This window comes from Pseudomonas sp. SDO5271_S396 (genome assembly GCF_054071795.1).
In genome coordinates this window covers 110901-128225 of record NZ_JBSVWB010000007.1, presented here as the reverse complement: position 1 = coordinate 128225, position 17325 = coordinate 110901, and the positions used below count along the sequence as shown (strand labels likewise).

16 protein-coding genes are annotated in these 17325 nt (G+C 60.4%); 6 read left to right on the top strand and 10 right to left on the bottom strand.

The annotated features are described in order from the left end of the window. Positions 1 to 32 precede the first annotated feature (32 nt). The 5 genes from ACW9IN_RS08155 (at position 33) to ACW9IN_RS08135 (ending at position 3576) form a co-directional block, all read left to right on the top strand. Positions 33 to 1526 carry an RNA polymerase factor sigma-54 gene (locus ACW9IN_RS08155; protein ID WP_457365390.1) on the top strand — a complete coding sequence of 498 codons (1494 nt, stop codon included), beginning with the start codon at positions 33 to 35 and terminating at the stop codon, positions 1524 to 1526. A 118-nt stretch (positions 1527 to 1644) separates the two neighbouring features. Beyond that, on the top strand, positions 1645 to 1950 hold the full coding sequence (gene hpf / locus ACW9IN_RS08150) for a ribosome hibernation-promoting factor, HPF/YfiA family (RefSeq protein WP_105696165.1): 306 nt from the start codon (positions 1645 to 1647) through the stop codon (positions 1948 to 1950). Positions 1951 to 1962: 12 nt separating this feature from the next. Next, positions 1963 to 2427: a PTS IIA-like nitrogen regulatory protein PtsN gene (ptsN, locus tag ACW9IN_RS08145; RefSeq protein WP_061435337.1), complete on the top strand. Its 465-nt coding sequence runs from the start codon at positions 1963 to 1965 to the stop codon at positions 2425 to 2427. A gap of 2 nt (positions 2428 to 2429) precedes the next feature. Next, entirely contained in the window at positions 2430 to 3287 is an 858-nt protein-coding gene (rapZ, locus tag ACW9IN_RS08140) for an RNase adapter RapZ (protein WP_457365389.1), read from the top strand. A 16-nt stretch (positions 3288 to 3303) separates the two neighbouring features. Next, on the top strand, positions 3304 to 3576 hold the full coding sequence (locus ACW9IN_RS08135; RefSeq protein ID WP_457365388.1) for an HPr family phosphocarrier protein: 273 nt from the start codon (positions 3304 to 3306) through the stop codon (positions 3574 to 3576). A gap of 91 nt (positions 3577 to 3667) precedes the next feature. Here ACW9IN_RS08135 and ACW9IN_RS08130 read toward each other — a convergent pair whose 3' ends face one another. From ACW9IN_RS08130 to pmbA, 6 genes are all read right to left on the bottom strand, one after another. Next, positions 3668 to 4561, bottom strand: a complete 894-nt coding sequence (locus ACW9IN_RS08130) for a ZIP family metal transporter (protein ID WP_457365387.1) — start codon at positions 4559 to 4561, stop codon at positions 3668 to 3670. Between the two features lie 34 nt (positions 4562 to 4595). Next, entirely contained in the window at positions 4596 to 5207 is a 612-nt protein-coding gene (locus ACW9IN_RS08125) for a superoxide dismutase (RefSeq protein ID WP_457365386.1), read from the bottom strand. A 1-nt stretch (position 5208) separates the two neighbouring features. After that, entirely contained in the window at positions 5209 to 5652 is a 444-nt protein-coding gene (locus ACW9IN_RS08120; protein ID WP_457365385.1) for a hypothetical protein, read from the bottom strand. Between the two features lie 27 nt (positions 5653 to 5679). Next, entirely contained in the window at positions 5680 to 7056 is a 1377-nt protein-coding gene (locus ACW9IN_RS08115; protein ID WP_457365384.1) for a class II fumarate hydratase, read from the bottom strand. After that, complete coding sequence (locus ACW9IN_RS08110) at positions 7049 to 7444, bottom strand: FagA protein (protein ID WP_457365383.1); 396 nt, start codon at positions 7442 to 7444, stop codon at positions 7049 to 7051. The genes ACW9IN_RS08115 and ACW9IN_RS08110 overlap by 8 nt, the downstream gene beginning before the upstream one ends. A 148-nt stretch (positions 7445 to 7592) precedes the next feature. Beyond that, a complete protein-coding gene (gene pmbA, locus ACW9IN_RS08105; protein WP_457365382.1) occupies positions 7593 to 8939 on the bottom strand; it encodes a metalloprotease PmbA in 1347 nt (448 codons plus the stop codon). A 108-nt stretch (positions 8940 to 9047) separates the two neighbouring features. On the opposite strand from pmbA, the gene yjgA reads away from it, so the two are divergent. After that, entirely contained in the window at positions 9048 to 9569 is a 522-nt protein-coding gene (yjgA, locus tag ACW9IN_RS08100; RefSeq protein ID WP_457365381.1) for a ribosome biogenesis factor YjgA, read from the top strand. A 45-nt stretch (positions 9570 to 9614) separates the two neighbouring features. Here yjgA and tldD read toward each other — a convergent pair whose 3' ends face one another. The 4 genes from tldD to rng all read right to left on the bottom strand — a co-directional run bounded on the left by tldD (position 9615) and on the right by rng (position 17323). Then, positions 9615 to 11057: a metalloprotease TldD gene (tldD, locus tag ACW9IN_RS08095; protein ID WP_457365380.1), complete on the bottom strand. Its 1443-nt coding sequence runs from the start codon at positions 11055 to 11057 to the stop codon at positions 9615 to 9617. Between the two features lie 16 nt (positions 11058 to 11073). After that, the gene (locus ACW9IN_RS08090; protein WP_457365379.1) at positions 11074 to 11922 is read right to left on the bottom strand and encodes a carbon-nitrogen hydrolase family protein; all 849 of its coding nucleotides are present in this window, start codon (positions 11920 to 11922) and stop codon (positions 11074 to 11076) included. A 52-nt stretch (positions 11923 to 11974) separates the two neighbouring features. Beyond that, positions 11975 to 15790, bottom strand: a complete 3816-nt coding sequence (locus ACW9IN_RS08085) for a YhdP family protein (protein ID WP_457365378.1) — start codon at positions 15788 to 15790, stop codon at positions 11975 to 11977. A gap of 75 nt (positions 15791 to 15865) precedes the next feature. Continuing rightward, the gene (gene rng, locus ACW9IN_RS08080; RefSeq protein ID WP_457365377.1) at positions 15866 to 17323 is read right to left on the bottom strand and encodes a ribonuclease G; all 1458 of its coding nucleotides are present in this window, start codon (positions 17321 to 17323) and stop codon (positions 15866 to 15868) included. Between the last annotated feature and the right edge of the window lie 2 nt (positions 17324 to 17325).

Genomic DNA, 17325 nt, shown 5'->3' with positions numbered 1-17325 from the left:
TGCGCCGGCGAATAAGGTGTTAAGCCCCTGCCATGAAACCATCGCTAGTCCTGAGAATGGGCCAGCAGCTGACGATGACACCGCAGCTGCAACAGGCCATCCGCCTGCTCCAATTGTCGACACTGGACCTGCAACAGGAAATCCAGGAAGCCCTGGAGTCCAATCCGATGCTCGAGCGCCAGGAAGAAGGCGACGACTTCGACAATGCAGATCCGCTGGCCGACAACATCGAGCAAAAACCCAATTCCGACGTTCAGGAACCCTCCTATCAGGAAACCGCCCCGACGGTAGACAACCTGGAGGACGGCGAATGGAACGAACGCATCCCCAACGAACTTCCCGTGGACACCGCCTGGGAAGACGTTTACCAGACCAGCGCCAGCAGCTTGCCGAGCAATGACGATGACGAGTGGGACTTCACCACCCGCACGTCCGCCGGCGAGAGCCTGCAAAGCCACCTTCTGTGGCAACTCAACCTGGCCCCGATGTCGGACACCGATCGCCTGATCGCCGTGACACTCATCGATTGCATCAACAACCAGGGCTACCTGGACGAGACCCTAGAGGAGATCCTCGAGGCGTTCGACCCGGAGCTGGACATCGAGCTGGACGAAATCGAAGCGGTTCTGCACCGAATCCAGCAATTCGAACCTGCCGGCATTGGCGCTCGCACCCTGAGTGAATGCCTGCTGCTGCAACTGCGCCAATTGCCTGCCAAGACCCCCTGGCTTGCCGAAGCCCAGCGCCTGGTCACCGACTACATCGATTTGCTCGGCAGCCGCGATTACAGCCAACTGATGCGCCGCATGAAGCTCAAGGAAGACGACCTGCGCCAGGTCATCGAGCTGGTGCAGAGCCTCAACCCGCGCCCGGGCTCACAAATCGAGTCAAGCGAAGCCGAGTACGTCGTCCCCGACGTGATCGTGCGCAAGGACAATGAACGCTGGCTGGTGGAGCTGAACCAGGAGTCGGTACCTCGCCTGCGGGTCAACCCGCAATACGCCGGCTTCGTGCGCAGGGCTGACACCAGCGCCGACAACACCTTCATGCGTAACCAGTTGCAGGAGGCCCGCTGGTTCATCAAGAGCCTGCAGAGTCGCAACGAAACCCTGATGAAGGTGGCTACCCAGATCGTCGAGCACCAGCGTGGTTTCCTGGAATACGGCGACGAAGCCATGAAACCTCTGGTTCTGCATGACATCGCCGAAGCGGTAGGCATGCACGAGTCGACGATTTCCCGGGTAACCACACAAAAATTCATGCATACCCCGCGGGGTATTTATGAACTGAAATACTTTTTCTCCAGCCACGTCAGCACCTCCGAAGGCGGCGAATGCTCGTCCACGGCGATTCGCGCAATCATCAAAAAACTGGTTGCGGCGGAAAATCAGAAAAAGCCATTGAGTGACAGTAAGATCGCTGGTTTACTGGAGGCACAAGGCATTCAGGTCGCCCGTCGAACCGTCGCCAAGTACCGCGAATCCCTTGGGATCGCGCCTTCCAGCGAGCGTAAGCGTTTGATGTGACGGGCGGGCCACAGCGTTCGGGGTGTGTTCTAAAGTCGCTCAGGCGGTTTCAGGATACAGCCCAGTGGCAGGCACCCCGGCCTGCTGCGTTATGCACTGGCAACGAAGGAGAAGCTGTATGCAAGTCAACATCAGTGGACACCATGTAGAAGTCACCCCTCCACTGCGCGACTATGTCGAGCAGAAGCTGAAACGGCTTGAGGGTCATTTTGACAAGATCACCAATGTGCAGGTGATCATGAAGGTCGACAAGCTTCAGCAGAAAATCGAAGCGACTCTACAGATTCCTGGTGGCGAGGTCGTCGCCAACGCCGAGCATGAAGACATGTATGCATCGATCGATGCGTTGACTGATAAGCTCGATCGCCAACTCAAAAAGCATAAGGAAAAGCAGCAGAGCCTTCTTCAGGGCACTGGCCGCTAACACTCCCCACCCATGATTCGACTTGAAACCATCCTGACCCCCGGCCGTTCCCTCGTGAACGTGCCGGGCGGCAGTAAAAAGAAAGCCCTCGAACAAATTGCCAACCTGATCGCGCGCGAAGTGCCGGATCTGGAGATGCAGGACGTGTTCGACGCGCTGATTGCCCGTGAAAAACTCGGTTCCACGGGTTTTGGTAACGGCATCGCCATTCCTCACTGCCGCCTCAAAGGCTGTGAGACCCCGGTCAGCGCCCTGCTGCACCTGGAAGCCCCTATCGATTTCGACGCCATCGACGGCGCCCCGGTCGACCTGCTGTTCGTTCTGCTGGTCCCGCAAGCCGCCACCGATGCGCACCTTGAACTGCTTCGGCAGATCGCCAGCATGCTCGACCGCAAGGAAGTACGCGACAAACTGCGCAGCGCCAGCAGCAATGAAGCGCTTTATCAGGTTGTTCTGGATGAACAAAACGGGCAGTAATCATGCGTTTGATCATCGTCAGCGGCCGCTCCGGCTCGGGTAAAAGTACCGCCCTCAACGTTCTTGAGGACAACGGTTTCTATTGCATCGACAATTTGCCGGCCGGCCTGCTGCCGGAGTTGGCAGAGCGTGCATTGATTCACACCGAATTGTCGCAGCCCCTGGTGGCCGTCTCGATTGATGCGCGCAACCTGCCCAGCCATTTGGATCGATTCCCGCAATTACTCGAAGAAGTACGTGCCAAGCACATTCAGTGTGACGTGCTCTATCTGGACGCCGACGAAGAAACGCTCCTGAAGCGTTTTTCCGAAACCCGGCGGCGCCATCCCCTCAGCAGCCCGCACCGCTCTCTGGCCGAAGCCATCGAGGACGAGAGCAAGCTGCTCGGCCCGATCATCGATCTCGCCGACCTCAAGATAAACACCACCGATCTCAACCTGTATCAGCTACGCGACGCCATCAAGCTGCGCCTGTTGAACCAGCCAGAGCCGGGTACGGCGTTTCTCGTCGAGTCGTTTGGCTTCAAGCGTGGTATGCCGGTGGATGCCGACCTGGTATTCGATGTGCGCTGCCTGCCAAACCCCTACTGGAAGCCGGAATTGCGTGATCAGTCGGGGTTGGACCAGCCCGTGGCCGAGTATTTGGCCGCACAACCGGATGTCGAGGAGATGTTCCAGGATATCTCCAGCTACCTGCTCAAATGGCTGCCGCGTTTTGCCGCGAGCAACCGCGCCTATGTCACCATTGCCATTGGCTGTACCGGCGGCCACCATCGCTCCGTCTATCTGACCGAACGTCTTGGTCAGGTGCTGCAACAAACCCTCAAGAACGTCCAGGTTCGCCACCGCGACCTTAGCTGAAAGGAACACCCCCGCGATGCCCGCTCTGGAAATTGAAATCATCAACAAATTGGGTTTGCACGCCCGCGCCTCGGCGAAGTTCGTCGGTGTTGCGGGGCGGTTTCCCTGCCAGGTCCGCGCTGGACGTACACCCGAGTCCATGGTTGATGGAAAAAGCATCATGGCGATGATGATGCTGGCCGCCGGCAAGGGCACCAAAATTCACCTGAAAACAGAGGGCGAGCAAGAGCAGGAGGCGATGGACGCGCTGGTGGAACTGATCAATAACCGCTTCGACGAAGGCGAATAAAGGCGTCCGGCTTGCCGGCCATGGCCCCCTCAAGCCAGACATGGGCTCACAATCGATCACCGGCAAGCCAGCTCCTACATGGGAGCGGGCTTCAGCTCAACGCTGTATCCATCACCATCATCAAACAAAACCCGACGCACAAGCCAAGACTGGCGAGCTTCTCGTGGCCATTGCGCCGGGATTCGGGAATCACCTCGTGAGTCACCACCAACAGCATTGCCCCTGCCGCCAGCGCCAGGCCTAGTGGTAACAGCACCTCAGCCAAACTCACCAGCCAGGCGCAAAGTACTGCAAACAGGGGCTCCACCAGACCTGATGCCGCGCCAATCACAAAAGCCTTGAAGCGTGACATTCCCGCTCCTGCCAACACTAGAGCAATCACCAGCCCCTCGGGCACATCCTGCAAGGCAATCCCCATGGCCAGGCTGTCCGCATCGGGCATGCCGCCCCCCGCCGAAACGCCAACCGCCATGCCTTCCGGGATGTTATGAGCAACGATGGCAAACACGAACAGCCAGATGCGCGGAGGGATTACCGGTTTTTCCGGGGTGCCCACCAGCATTTCCGGGCTCGCACCGGACACTTTGCGGTCGACCAGGTACAACCCGAACGCCCCCAGCAGAATACCGAAGCTGATCAAACCGCTGGCCCCCCAAGGCGAAAGCCCCAGCCTTTCTGCCGCAGCAATACCGGGAACAATCAGCGAAAATGCGGTTGCCGCCAGCATCACTCCAGCACCGAACCCAAGCAAGGTATCGCTCAAGGCAACCGGCATGCGGCGGATTACCAACACAGGCACCGCGCCCAGCGCCGTACCCAGCGCGCAGATCGCTCCGCCTTGCAAGGCGCGCAGGATGCGCGGTTCCAGATTCAGCCACGCCAGCCCTTGGGCCACCAGCAATGCAGTCCCTGCCAATAGCAGCAGCGAGCCAAACGCGTAACGAAACCTTCGTCCGCTGCTGATCGCCAGTGTTTCAGTGCCCATAATTGGCCTTAGATCTTGTTATAGAAGGTGAATGTCAGGCCACGGCAGCCTGATAACGTGCCGAGACTTCCGGCCAGTTGATGACGCTGTAAAAGGCATTGATGTATTCCGGACGGCGGTTCTGATACAGCAGGTAGTAGGCATGCTCCCACACGTCCAGACCGAGGATCGGCGTGTTGCCGTTCATCAGCGGGCTGTCCTGGTTCCCGCTGCTCTCCACTACCAGGGTCTTTTGCGGTGTGACGCTGAGCCAGGCCCAGCCACTGCCGAAACGGGTCAGTGCGGCCTTGGTGAAGGCCTCTTTGAAACTGTCGAAACCACCCAGCTGTTCATCGATAGCCTTGCCCAGCGGTCCCTCGGGTTTTCCGCCGCCCTTGGGTGACATTACCGCCCAGAACAACGAATGGTTGGCGTGGCCACCGCCCTGATTGATCACCGCGGCACGCAGTTTTTCCGGCAATTGCTGCACGCTGGATACCAGCTTCTCCACTGGCCAGCCCGCGAACTCAGTGCCCTCGACGGCGGCATTGAGGTTGTTGATGTAGGTCTGATGGTGTTTGGTGTAGTGGATTTCCATGGTCTGCGCATCGATATGCGGTTCCAGGGCATCGTAGGCGTAAGGCAAGGCAGGCAAGGTATAAGTCATATCAATGTGCTCCGTAGTAAGGGCTGTTGCGAGTCGACGCCGGCGATGGCGCCGCAGTACCGCCCAGCAAGCGATGGGTACGGGGGTATTCGCCGTGATCGCTGATGAAATTCAACAGTTCGACGTAGGTCTTGCTGCTCTGGCGTAGGGCAGCCTCTCGCAATTGCGGGGTCAGGCGCGGGTCCTGCATGGCCTGCAACAAGCGTTGATGAATGGCACAGAGGTATTCCGCGCTTTCTTCAGGCTGGTTCAGGCGCAGGTGCAGGTCCGCCAGGTTGTGATGGGAAATCACGCAAGCCGCCACGGCCTCGTCGGCATCCGCCCAGCGTTCGAACAACACTTGGGCCAGGGCCAAGGCTTGCAGATAGGCCTCGCGGGCGTCGACCAACTCGCCCGCCATGAAGCAGCGATTGGCCCGTTCGATCGTACGTTTCCAGTGCTCCATGGTGAGCCTCCAAAGCAGAGTCGGTGATTACACGCCGCCGGCCGTGAGCTTTTCCGGATCCAGCAGGACTTCCAGTTGGCTGCGCGGCAAGTCGGTGTGTTCGAGGGCGACATCGATCACCGGGCGGCCTTGCTGATAGGCCTTCTTGGCAATTTCGGCAGCCTTCTGATAACCAATGATCGGGTTGAGTGCGGTTACCAGGATCGGGTTGCGCGACAGCGCTTCCTTGAGCTTGGCTTCGTTGACCTTGAAGCTGCTGATCGCCTTGTCGGCCAGCAGGCGACTGGAGTTGGCCAGCAATTCGAGGCTGCCAAGCAGGTTCTGGGCAATGATCGGCAACATCACGTTCAACTCGAAGTTGCCCGATTGACCGGCGACGGTGATCACCGTGTCATTGCCTATGACTTGAGCCGCAACCATGGCCGTCGCTTCCGGGATCACCGGGTTGACCTTGCCCGGCATGATCGAAGAACCAGGCTGCAAACCTTCCAGCTCGATTTCTCCCAGGCCGGCCAAGGGGCCGGAATTCATCCAGCGCAAATCGTTGGCGATTTTCATCAGCGACACGGCAACCGCCTTGAGCTGACCGGAGACGGCAACCGCGGTGTCCTGAGATCCGATCAGTGCGAAAAGATTTTTGCCGGGCATGAACTGCACGCCGGTCAAGCTGCTCAACTGCTGGCTGAAGCGTGCGGCGAATTCGGGGTGCGCATTGATCCCGGTGCCGACCGCCGTGCCGCCTTGCGCCAGCGCCTGCAAGCTCGGCAACAAATCCTGCAGGTGACCGATATTGGCCTTGAGCTGCTGTGCCCAGCCGTTGAGCACCTGGCTCATACGTACGGGCATAGCGTCCATCAGGTGGGTCCGGCCGGTCTTGACGAACGAGTGAACCTCTTCGGCTTTGCGCTCGATGACCTGTACCAGGTGCAACAGAGCCGGCAGGGTTTGCTCATGCAATACCAGTGCAGCACTGACGTGGATGGTGGTGGGAATGATGTCGTTGCTGCTTTGGCCACAGTTCACGTGATCATTGGGGTTCACCGCCTCACCGAGCAAACGGCTGGCCAGAGTGGCGATCACCTCGTTAGCGTTCATGTTGGAACTGGTGCCGGAGCCGGTCTGGAAGATATCCACCGGGAAGTGCTGCATGAAATCGCCTTCCAGCAGGCCTTGGGCGGCATCCACAATGGCCTTGCCCTGCCCTTCGCTGATCTGTTTGAGATCGACGTTGACCTTGGCGGCGGCGGCCTTGGCCAGGATCAGCGCACGAATGAACTGCGCCGGCATGCGTTGATGACTGATCGGGAAATTGTTCACCGCGCGCTGGGTTTGCGCACCGTACAAGGCCTCGGCCGGCACTTGCAGTTCGCCCATGCTGTCGCGTTCGATACGGGTGTTACTCATCGGAGGATCCTTGCACAAGGTCAGACACAGAAAGGGAAGGCAACAATTCGCAGGTCGCCAATTGCCACGCAAAGGACTGCCAGCGCTTGAGGCGGCAAGCGCAGTGGGAGAGTTTTTCCAGGTCACGCAGGGGGCGCCAGGCCTGATCCAGGCACAGGGAGCGCCAATGCCAAGGCAGGGCGATGTCGCTGGCGGTATCGAGCAACAGGCGAAATGAGGTCTCAGCGATGGTCCACGGATGAGTGGCCGTGCAGCACGCCAGGTAGCGACCTTCATTGAGGTAGTGTTCGATCAGGCGAGGTTCGTTGGGATCGAGCCCGCAGCGAATCTGACGACTCATCCAGCGCCAGCTTTCCAGATAAGGATCTTCATGCAGAACAGAACTCATGACCCACTCTCACCAGTAATGATATTCATTATTAAATGATATTAAGAATCAAAACAAGGGTGCCAGACTGATCGCTCTGTTGCGCGAGCACAAAAAAAGGCGCGCCATCCACAAGATGGCGCGCCTTTTTTAGATAGACCTGAAAGCGTTAGCTGCCCGCGACGGTCATCCGCTCGATCAGCACAGAGCCCGTGCGAATATTGCTGCGCAGTTCCAGATCATTGCCCACGGCAACGATCTGCTTGAACATGTCGCGCATATTGCCGGCAATGGTCACTTCCTGGACGGCAAATTGAATCTCGCCGTTTTCTACCCAGAAACCGGCCGCGCCCCGTGAGTAATCACCGGTCACCATATTCAGGCCATGCCCCATCAATTCAGTCACCAACAGACCACGCCCCATTCGACGCAACAACGCAGCCTGATCTTCGTCGCCATGGGTGACGAACAAGTTGTGCACGCCACCCGAGTTGGCAGTGCTCGGCAGGCCGAGTTTGCGACCGGCATACGTGCCAAGCACATAAGAGACCAACTCGCCCTTCTCGACAAACGGCTTGGCATAGGTCGCCAGCCCATCGCCGTCGAACGCTGCGCTGCCCATTGCGCGCATCAGGTGCGGACGCTCATCGATGGTCAGCCATTCGGGAAACAGCTTCTGCCCGATTGCGCCCTCCAGGAACGAAGACTTGCGGTACAGGTTGCCGCCGGAAATCGCGCCCAGGAAACTGCCGAACAAACCACCCGCCAACTCCGCCGAAAACAGCACCGGCACCTCGCAAGTCGGTACCGGGCGCGCGCCCAGCCGGCTGGCGGCACGTTGTGCGGCACGTTGGCCAATGCTCACCGGGTCGGCCAGCAATTCGCCCTGGCGGTTCACGTCGTACCAATAGTCGCGCTGCATCTGGCCATCCGCTTCGGCGATCATCACGCAGCTCAAACTGTGACGGGTGGACGCATACCCGCCAATAAACCCATGGCTGTTGCCGTAAACACGACAGCCTTGATGTGTGCTCAACGTGGTGCCATCGGCATTCTTGATGCGGGCATCCGCATCGAACGCCGCCGCTTCGCAGATCAACGCGCGCTCGATGGCCTGCTCTGGCGTGATGTCCCAGGCGTGGAACAGATCGAAATCCTTCACATCCCTGGCCATCAGCGCTTTGTCGGCCAGCCCCGAGCTTTCATCCTCGGAGGTGTGCTTGGCGATGGCCAACGCGGCAGCCACAGTCTCGCGAATGGCTTCCGGCCCGCTGGCCGAAGTGCTGGCCGAACCCTTGCGCTGCCCCGCGTACAAGGTGATGCCAAACCCCTGATCACGGTTGAACTCGACGGTTTCCACCTCGCGCTGACGCACCGACGTCGACAGCCCCTGCTCCAGCGATACCGCCACCTCACAGGCACTGGCCCCCTGGCGCTTGGCCTCGGCAAGGATCTGCTCGACTTGTTCCTGCAAGGCCGGTAACGCTTGCGGACCGACGCTTTGGGCTGCACTCATGGTTTTCTCCACTCAAATTCTGCTTTCGGTTAAGGCCATCGAGCGACCGGGCCGGACAAGCGGCCCCCGACTGGTTATCATGGCGGCGTTTCTTTGCGGACTGCCACCATGGTTGATTCTTACGACGACTCCCTCGATGGGGAGAAAAGCAAATCCCAGGTCAAACGTGAGCTGCATGCTCTGGTTGACCTCGGCGAGCGCCTCACGACGCTCAAGCCTGACTTGATTGCAAAACTGCCACTGACCGACGAAATGCGCCGGGCCCTGGCGGATGCGCCCAAGCACACCGCGAATATCGCGCGCAAACGGCACATCTCGTTCATCGGCAAGCTGATGCGCAACCAGGACACTGACGCCATCCTGACCCTGCTCGATCAACTCGATGCTTCCACTCGCCAGTACAACGAGCGCTTCCACAATCTGGAACGCTGGCGCGACCGCCTGATCTCGGGCGATGACGCCGTGCTGGAGAAATTCGTACTGGACTACCCGGACGCAGATCGCCAGCAACTGCGCTCCCTGATCCGTCAGGCCCAGCACGAACTGGCGCATAACAAGGCGCCAGCCACCAGCCGTAAAATCTTCAAGTACATCCGTGAGCTGGACGAGACTCAACGCGGCCTGCGTTGATCCTCTTCCCCGGGTGGCGATCCTCGCCACCCGGCACTCCCCGCCTTACGCGCCCGTGCCACCCACGGTGATCGCATCAATCTTCAAGGTTGGCTGACCGACGCCCACCGGCACCGACTGCCCATCCTTCCCGCAAGTGCCCACACCACTGTCCAGCGACAGGTCATTACCCACCATCGACACCTTGCTCATGGCCTCCGGACCGTTGCCGATCAGCGTCGCACCCTTGACCGGCGCAGTGATCTTGCCGTCTTCGATCAGATACGCTTCGCTGGTGGAGAACACGAACTTGCCACTGGTGATATCCACCTGACCGCCACCGAGGTTGGCACAGTAGATGCCGCGCTTCACCGAGGCGATGATTTCCGCCGGGTCGCTTTCGCCGCCCAGCATGTAAGTGTTGGTCATGCGCGGCATCGGCAGGTGCGCGTAGGACTCACGACGACCGTTACCGGTCCGTGCCACGCCCATCAGGCGGGCGTTAAGCTTGTCTTGCATATAGCCTTTGAGCACACCGTTTTCGATCAGGGTGGTGCACTCGGTCGGCGTGCCTTCGTCATCGACGCTCAACGAGCCACGGCGACCAGCCAAGGTGCCATCATCCACGATGGTGCACAGCTTGGACGCAACCATTTCGCCCATACGCCCGCTATAGGCCGAGCAGCCCTTACGGTTGAAATCACCTTCCAGGCCATGGCCGACGGCCTCATGCAGCAGCACCCCGGACCAACCCGAACCCAGCACCACCGGCAAGGTACCCGCCGGCGCCGGGATGGCTTCCAGGTTCACCAACGCCTGGCGCAGCGCTTCGCGGGCATAACCCATGGCGCGGTCTTCGCTGAGGAAATAACGGTAATCCGTGCGCCCGCCACCGCCATGGCCGCCACGCTCGCGGCGACCGTTCTGCTCGACGATCACGCTGACATTGAAACGCACCAATGGCCGCACATCCGCCGCCAGGCCGCCATCGGTAGACGCCACGAGAATGCGCTCCCACACCCCAGCCATACTCACGCTGACCTGCTGGATACGCGGGTCCAGCGCACGAGTGGCCGCATCGACACGCTTGAGCAGCTCGACCTTCTCGGCACGACTGATCACTTCCAGCGGATTATCCGGCGCGTACAACTGAGCGACGTCCTGGGAACTGAACGCCTGTACCGTGCCATGCTGGCCAGCACGCGAAATCGAGCGTGCAGCGCGAGCCGCGGCGCCCAGGGCTTCAAGGGTGATCGCGTTGCTGTAGGCAAAGCCGGTTTTTTCACCGGATTGCGCACGCACGCCAACGCCCTGGTCGAGGTTGAAACTACCTTCCTTGACGATGCCGTCTTCCAGGGCCCAGGACTCGGAGATCTGCCCCTGGAAATACAGGTCGGCCGCGTCGATACCCGGCCCGGCCAGATCGCCCAGCACGGTTTGCAAACTTTCGATGGTCACGCCACCGGGCGCCAGGAGGTGTTCACTGACTGAGGACAACAACTCGCTCATAGGTTTGGCCTTAAATTCATCGTTCCGAAGCAGGTCGCTGTGCGCCCTGCGAGAAAAAGCGCCGATGGTTGGCCACCGGCATGCGCGCCCGTATCGACGCCTGTTCACTGCTATCGCGTTCGGCCAGCAACACCGCTTCACCCTGATCCTGTTGCGTCAGCACGCGCCCCCACGGGTCGACAATCGCCGCATGGCCAAAGGTTTCCCGTGGCCCCGGATGCACGCCGCCCTGAGCGGCTGCCAGCACATAGCACTGAGTCTCGATGGCCCGCGCGCGAATCAGCACGTCCCAGTGCGCAGCCCCGGTCACCGCCGTAAAGGCCGAGGGCGCGGTGATCAGCTCAGCCCCCGCCGCGCGCAACTCGCTGTACAGTTCGGGAAAGCGCAGGTCATAGCACACCGTAAGGCCAAGGCGACCCACCGGCGTATCCGCCACCACCACATGGCTTCCGAAAGCATAGTCATCGGACTCGCGATAACGCCCCCGGGCATCGGCCACGTCCACATCAAACAGGTGAAGCTTGTCGTAGCGCGCGACGATTTCGCCCTGCGCATCGATCAACAGCGAGCACGCATTGGACTTGGCGTTCGGCTGACCCTGCGGCGGCAACGGCAAGGTGCCGGCCACTATCCACAAGCTGAGGTCGCGAGCGGTCTGTTTCAACCATGGCAGGATCGGGCCCTCACCCTGCGCTTCGGCGCGCCCGATTTCGGCCACATCGCGTCGCCCCATGGCCGCGAAGTTTTCCGGCAACACCGCCAGCTTCGCCCCGCCCGCCGCCGCTTGTTCCAGCAGCCGGCGAGCCTGGACCAGGTTGGCCAGCACATCGCTCTGGCTGACCATTTGAATTACCGCAAACGACATGGGCCGACACTCCGTGCACAGGATGAATAGCCTCAGGCTACTCCAGAAACGCTCAGTTGGGCTTTTCGAAAGGCTTGTCGAAGGTGATTTTCGGATCCTTCCACGGCCCTTGCACCTTGTATTGCACACTGGCGAAGCGCGAAACGCGATCACCGATCAGCTTGTCGATCAGAAACAATGCGCCACCGATCGCCGGCGCCCCCACGATCAAGGCCGCGATCGGCAGGTTATTGGTCACCGGCAACGTCACCAGCAACTTGGCATCGACGCGGTCAGCGACCAGGTCCAGAGTACCGTTCAACTCCAGGTTACTCGAAGGCCCCGTCAGGGTAATCGGCTCACGCGTCACGAACACGCCATTGCTGGCGGCCAGCAACCCTTTGACCCGGTCATAACTCAAGCCCTTACCGAGCAAGTCCGAAAAGTCCAGGCGCAAACGACGCCCGATCGAGTTGAAGTTCAGCAGACCAAATACCCTCAACGCCTGGGCGCCGCCCTCCACCTCAACGAACTGACCGTTACGGAACGCCGCGTCCAGGCTGCCGGAAAAGCGTTTGGGCCCGACATAGGCCGGAGAACCAGGCCAGCGGCCATCCACATCAAGGTGGAAATCCTCACTGGTAACCGTCGGCGCATAGCCCCAGCCCTTGAGTACATCACCGATGTTCTTGCCATCCAGACGGCCCTTGTACCAACTGCTACTGTCCCCCGGCGCACCTTCCCAACCACCGCTCCCCTTGAGCTGCATGCCCTTGAGTCCCAGGTCCAGGTTGTTGAGGGCCAGGCCTCTGGCCGTCGGACGGATCTTCAGCGACCAGGCGCCCACCAGATCTGGCCCCTGGAATAGCTGATCGATGGCGATATCCATGGCCGGAATGTCCTTGGGGTCGATATCGGCCAAGGGGTCCGGCGCGTTTTCGTCGGCCTGGACCGTCGGGTCCACCGCCGGCAACTTCACGTATTGCAGGTTGATTGCAATCGGCGCGCCCTTGGCGTCCGGCAGGTTCACGGTGCCCTTGGCCTGCTGGCTGTCGAGCTGCAAACCCCAGGCCCCGGGCTTGCGGTCCAGTTGCAGGTTGACCTGATCGAACCGCGTGCCCAGCCCCGTGAGCTTGTTTACCTTGAAGTCGGCACTGCTCAACAACTGTTTGGCGCTACCGCCCGGGTCATTCCCGGCATAGCGGGCCACCAGTTTCTTCCACGGATCGATGTCCAGCTCCGACAGCACACCGCGTACGCGCAAGCCCTTGGCGCCCGGCAACAGTGCATCGCCATCACCGAGAAACAGCTCGCCCCGGCCCTCACTGAATTTGTCTGGCGGTGCCGCAAAGGTGAAATTCGCCAACTCGCCGTAATCGAACCAGTACCGGCGCTCCGCCCCCTGCAAGGTCATGCGGAACACGCTGTCACGGCCCTGGCTGGCTGGCATGCCGAATGGTGCCGGTAGATCCACCGCAACACCCTTGAGGTTGGAACTGACCATCAATTGGCTGTCGGCGCCGTCGAGGTTGAGCTGCAACTGGTACGGGATATCGCCGGACACCGGCAACGCTTGACTGATTTTCAACCAGTCCGTCAGCCGCTTGACCGTCACCTGCCCCCTGGCAGTGACACGGGTACTGATGTTTCCCGGCTTGCCGTCAGCGAAGATCTGCGCGGTGATTGGCCGATCAAACGCCTGGGCCGTAATATTCTGCCCGCTCAAGCCCTTGGCGCTGTCGAAGCGAAAGCCACCCTTGAGCTGGGTCAGGTCCAGAGTGGGTTCCGCCAATTGCAGGTGCGCCTTGTCGGTCTGGAAATCCACCACGATCTTCGGCTCGGTGCCCTTGACCAACGACACATCCAGATCCAGCGTGCCTTGCAGATCACCCTCGCCTTTCCAGCCGGCGAAAGTGGAGACGGTGCCGATCGGCGCCTCCTGAAGGATCTTCAAGCCATCGCCCAAACCACCGGCGAACCCGCCGGTAATCAGCAAATGGCTGTCCTTGCCGGTGGGCGCGTGGGGAATATTGACGTAGACATCCTTGACCTTGGTGTCGAGCAACTGGCCTTTGCTGGCCAGGATGCGCACGCCTGTCTCCTCGACAAACACCTCGCCATTGACCTTTCCCACATGGGGCCAGCCCGGCTGGAACGCCAGCTCGGCATCATGCACCTTGAAGAACAGGCTGATATTGCGGGCGGCGGGCAGCGCATCATGGTTCAACGAGCCCTGATACTGGAAGAACCCCTGGTCGACCGCCCCCTTGAGGATCGCCGTGCGCAGCCATTCATCCAAAGCCGGGCTCAACACCGCCGGCAGGTACTTGGGGGTAAAACGACCATCGCCGTCGACCATGCCGACCCGCAAGTCCATATAGTCTTCCTGGTGCTGATCGAAATGCAGGCGTATCAGGAAGTCCGCTGCGATCTTGCCCTCCTCCCCCAACACCTTGATGTAAGGGGCGATCAGAGTGAAGCCTTGCTTGTCCAGCGTCCATGTCAGGCGCGCATTGGCCTGGATGTACTGCCAGGGTTTGGCGAAGATCGGGTCCAGGTGCAGGGAAAAGTCCTTGCTGTCCATGCGCAACTCGCCATGGCCCAAGTCACCGCTGATGCTGCCTGACACATTGCGTGCGGCCGGCGCGCCAAAGTAGGCATCAAACCCGATACGCTCGAGATTGGCGGCAAAGCTGACTTTTTGATCGGTCGTGTCTTGAGGGCGCAGCTCCACCAGCACGTTACGCAGCAGGCCGGTGGCCTTGAGATGCTGGATCGTCTTGGCAAAGCCTTCCGGCAGCGGCGCCAGGGCATTGAGCAGCGGCGTGATCGGCGTCAAATCCAGGCGGTCGGCCTGAAGCTTCCAGACCTCCAGGTCCTTGTCGGTGGCCAGGGTCTGCCGCACGTGCAGGCGCGACTCCCAGCGCGTCTCCCCCAGGTTCATCGCCAGCGAGTCGAACAGCACATCAAGCCCCGTATCGCTGCGCTGGAGATAGGCGGTGAGCGCCAGATTTTCGATATGCACAGGCTTGCGGTCGGCGTAGCTGCCCTTCATCTGGGGCGAGTTGAGGCGCACCACCGCGCTCTGTACGGCGCCCTTGGCCCAGGTCAGCCAGAATTCACCGCCGGCCTTGAGCTGGGTAAGCTTCCATTGCTGGGTCAGCTTGACGGGAATCCACTTGGCCCAGTCGCTTTGCGGCAAACTCAAGTACGCCTGAACGTCAGCGTCCTTCCATTGACTGGCACGAATGCGGCTGCGCAGGCTAACGGCCAGGGGCTGGCCGTCGGGCAGGGTCAAGCGAGCGTCCAGGCGTTGGCGGGTCATGCCGGTGTGCAGGCTCAGGCCCACATAAGTCAAGGTGACTGGCGCCTGGTCAAACGGCTGCAAGGTCACCTGGCTGTCGAGCAGCGAAACGCGCTTTACCCTCTGCATGCGCTTGAGCAACTGCTCGGGATCCAGCGGCTGGTCGTCCTGCACAGGCAAGCCTTGCAGTGTCCAGCGGCCATCCTTGTCTTCCTTGACGCCCAGTTGCAGGCCACTGACCTCCAGGTGGGCAATACGCACTTCACGCGCAGTCAGGCTGGCCCACAGGTCCGGCACTACCTCGACCTGGTCCAGGCGTAACGCACTGCCACCCTCACCCAACGTCACGTCGTGAGCCAGCAACACCGGGGCAAAACCACTCCAGCGGCCTTCCAGGCTGCCGATTCGCAACGGCATGTCCACGGCGGCCTGGGCCTTGGCCTCGACTTCGGCGCGGTATTCGGCCACCAATGGGGTCAACTCGCGCCCCAGGCTCACGTACACCGCAGCGAGCACCAGCAGCAAGGCACACAGGCCCAGGCCCCAACGGGTCAAAGCGGCAAAAAAGCGCATGAGACGCTCCATGTCAGGCGACCCTCAAGGCGTTAGTCGGACGGCAGATCAAGGTCTGCCGGTCTCGTGAAAACAAGCGAATGGGGATCAGAGCAGCACCACGTCGTATTGTTCCTGGGAATACATGGTTTCGACCTGGAAGCGTATCGTGCGTCCGATAAACCCCTCCAGTTCGGCAACGTTGCCGGACTCTTCATCCAGCAGCCGGTCGACCACTTTCTGGTTGGCGAGCACTCTATAGCCTTCAGCCTGGTAAGCCCGCGCTTCGCGCAGGATTTCCCGGAAAATCTCGTAGCAAACCGTTTCCGGCGTTTTCAACTTGCCGCGCCCCTGGCAACTGCTGCACGGTTCGCACAGCACTTGTTCCAGACTCTCGCGGGTGCGCTTGCGGGTCATCTGTACCAGGCCCAGTTCGGTGATCCCGATGATATTGGTCTTGGCGTGATCACGCTCCAGTTGCTTCTCCAGGGTGCGCAACACCTGGCGCTGGTGCTCTTCGTCTTCCATGTCGATGAAGTCGATGATGATGATGCCACCCAGGTTGCGCAGGCGCAGTTGACGGGCAATCGCGGTGGCCGCCTCGAGGTTGGTCTTGAAGATGGTCTCTTCGAGGTTGCGATGCCCCACGAATGCACCGGTGTTGACGTCGATGGTGGTCATGGCTTCTGCCGGGTCCACCACCAGATAACCGCCGGACTTGAGCGGCACCTTGCGCTCCAGTGCCCTCTGGATTTCATCTTCGACGCCGTACAGGTCGAAAATCGGCCGCTCACCCGGGTAGTGCTCCAGGCGGTCGGCAATTTCCGGCATCAGTTCAGCGACAAATAGCGTGGTGCGCTGGAATGTTTCCCGCGAGTCGATGCGAATTTTCTCGATCTTCGGGCTGACCAGGTCACGCAGGGTGCGCAGCGCCAGGCCGAGATCTTCGTAGATCACGCTAGGTGCGCCAATGGTCTTGATCTGTGCGCCGATCTGGTCCCACAGGCGTCGCAGGTAACGGATATCCATCAGGATCTCATCGGCGCCCGCGCCCTCTGCGGCGGTACGCAGGATAAAACCGCCGGCTTCCTTGATACCCTCGGCGGCCACGCAGTCGCTCACCACCTTTTTCAGGCGTTCGCGCTCGGCTTCGTCTTCGATCTTCAGCGAAATACCGACATGAGCGGTACGCGGCATGTACACCAGGTAACGCGACGGAATCGACAGCTGAGTGGTCAGGCGTGCGCCTTTGGAACCGATGGGATCCTTGGTGACTTGCACCACCAGGCTCTGCCCTTCGTGCACCAGCGCGCTGATGCTTTCCACCGCCGCCCCTTCGCGCAGGGATATTTCCGAAGCATGGATAAACGCCGCACGGTCCAGGCCGATGTCGACGAATGCGGCCTGCATGCCCGGCAATACACGCACCACCTTGCCTTTATAGATATTGCCGACGATCCCGCGCTTCTGGGTACGCTCGACATGCACTTCCTGCAGAACACCGTTCTCTACCACCGCCACGCGCGATTCCATCGGCGTGATATTGATCAGAATCTCTTCACTCATGG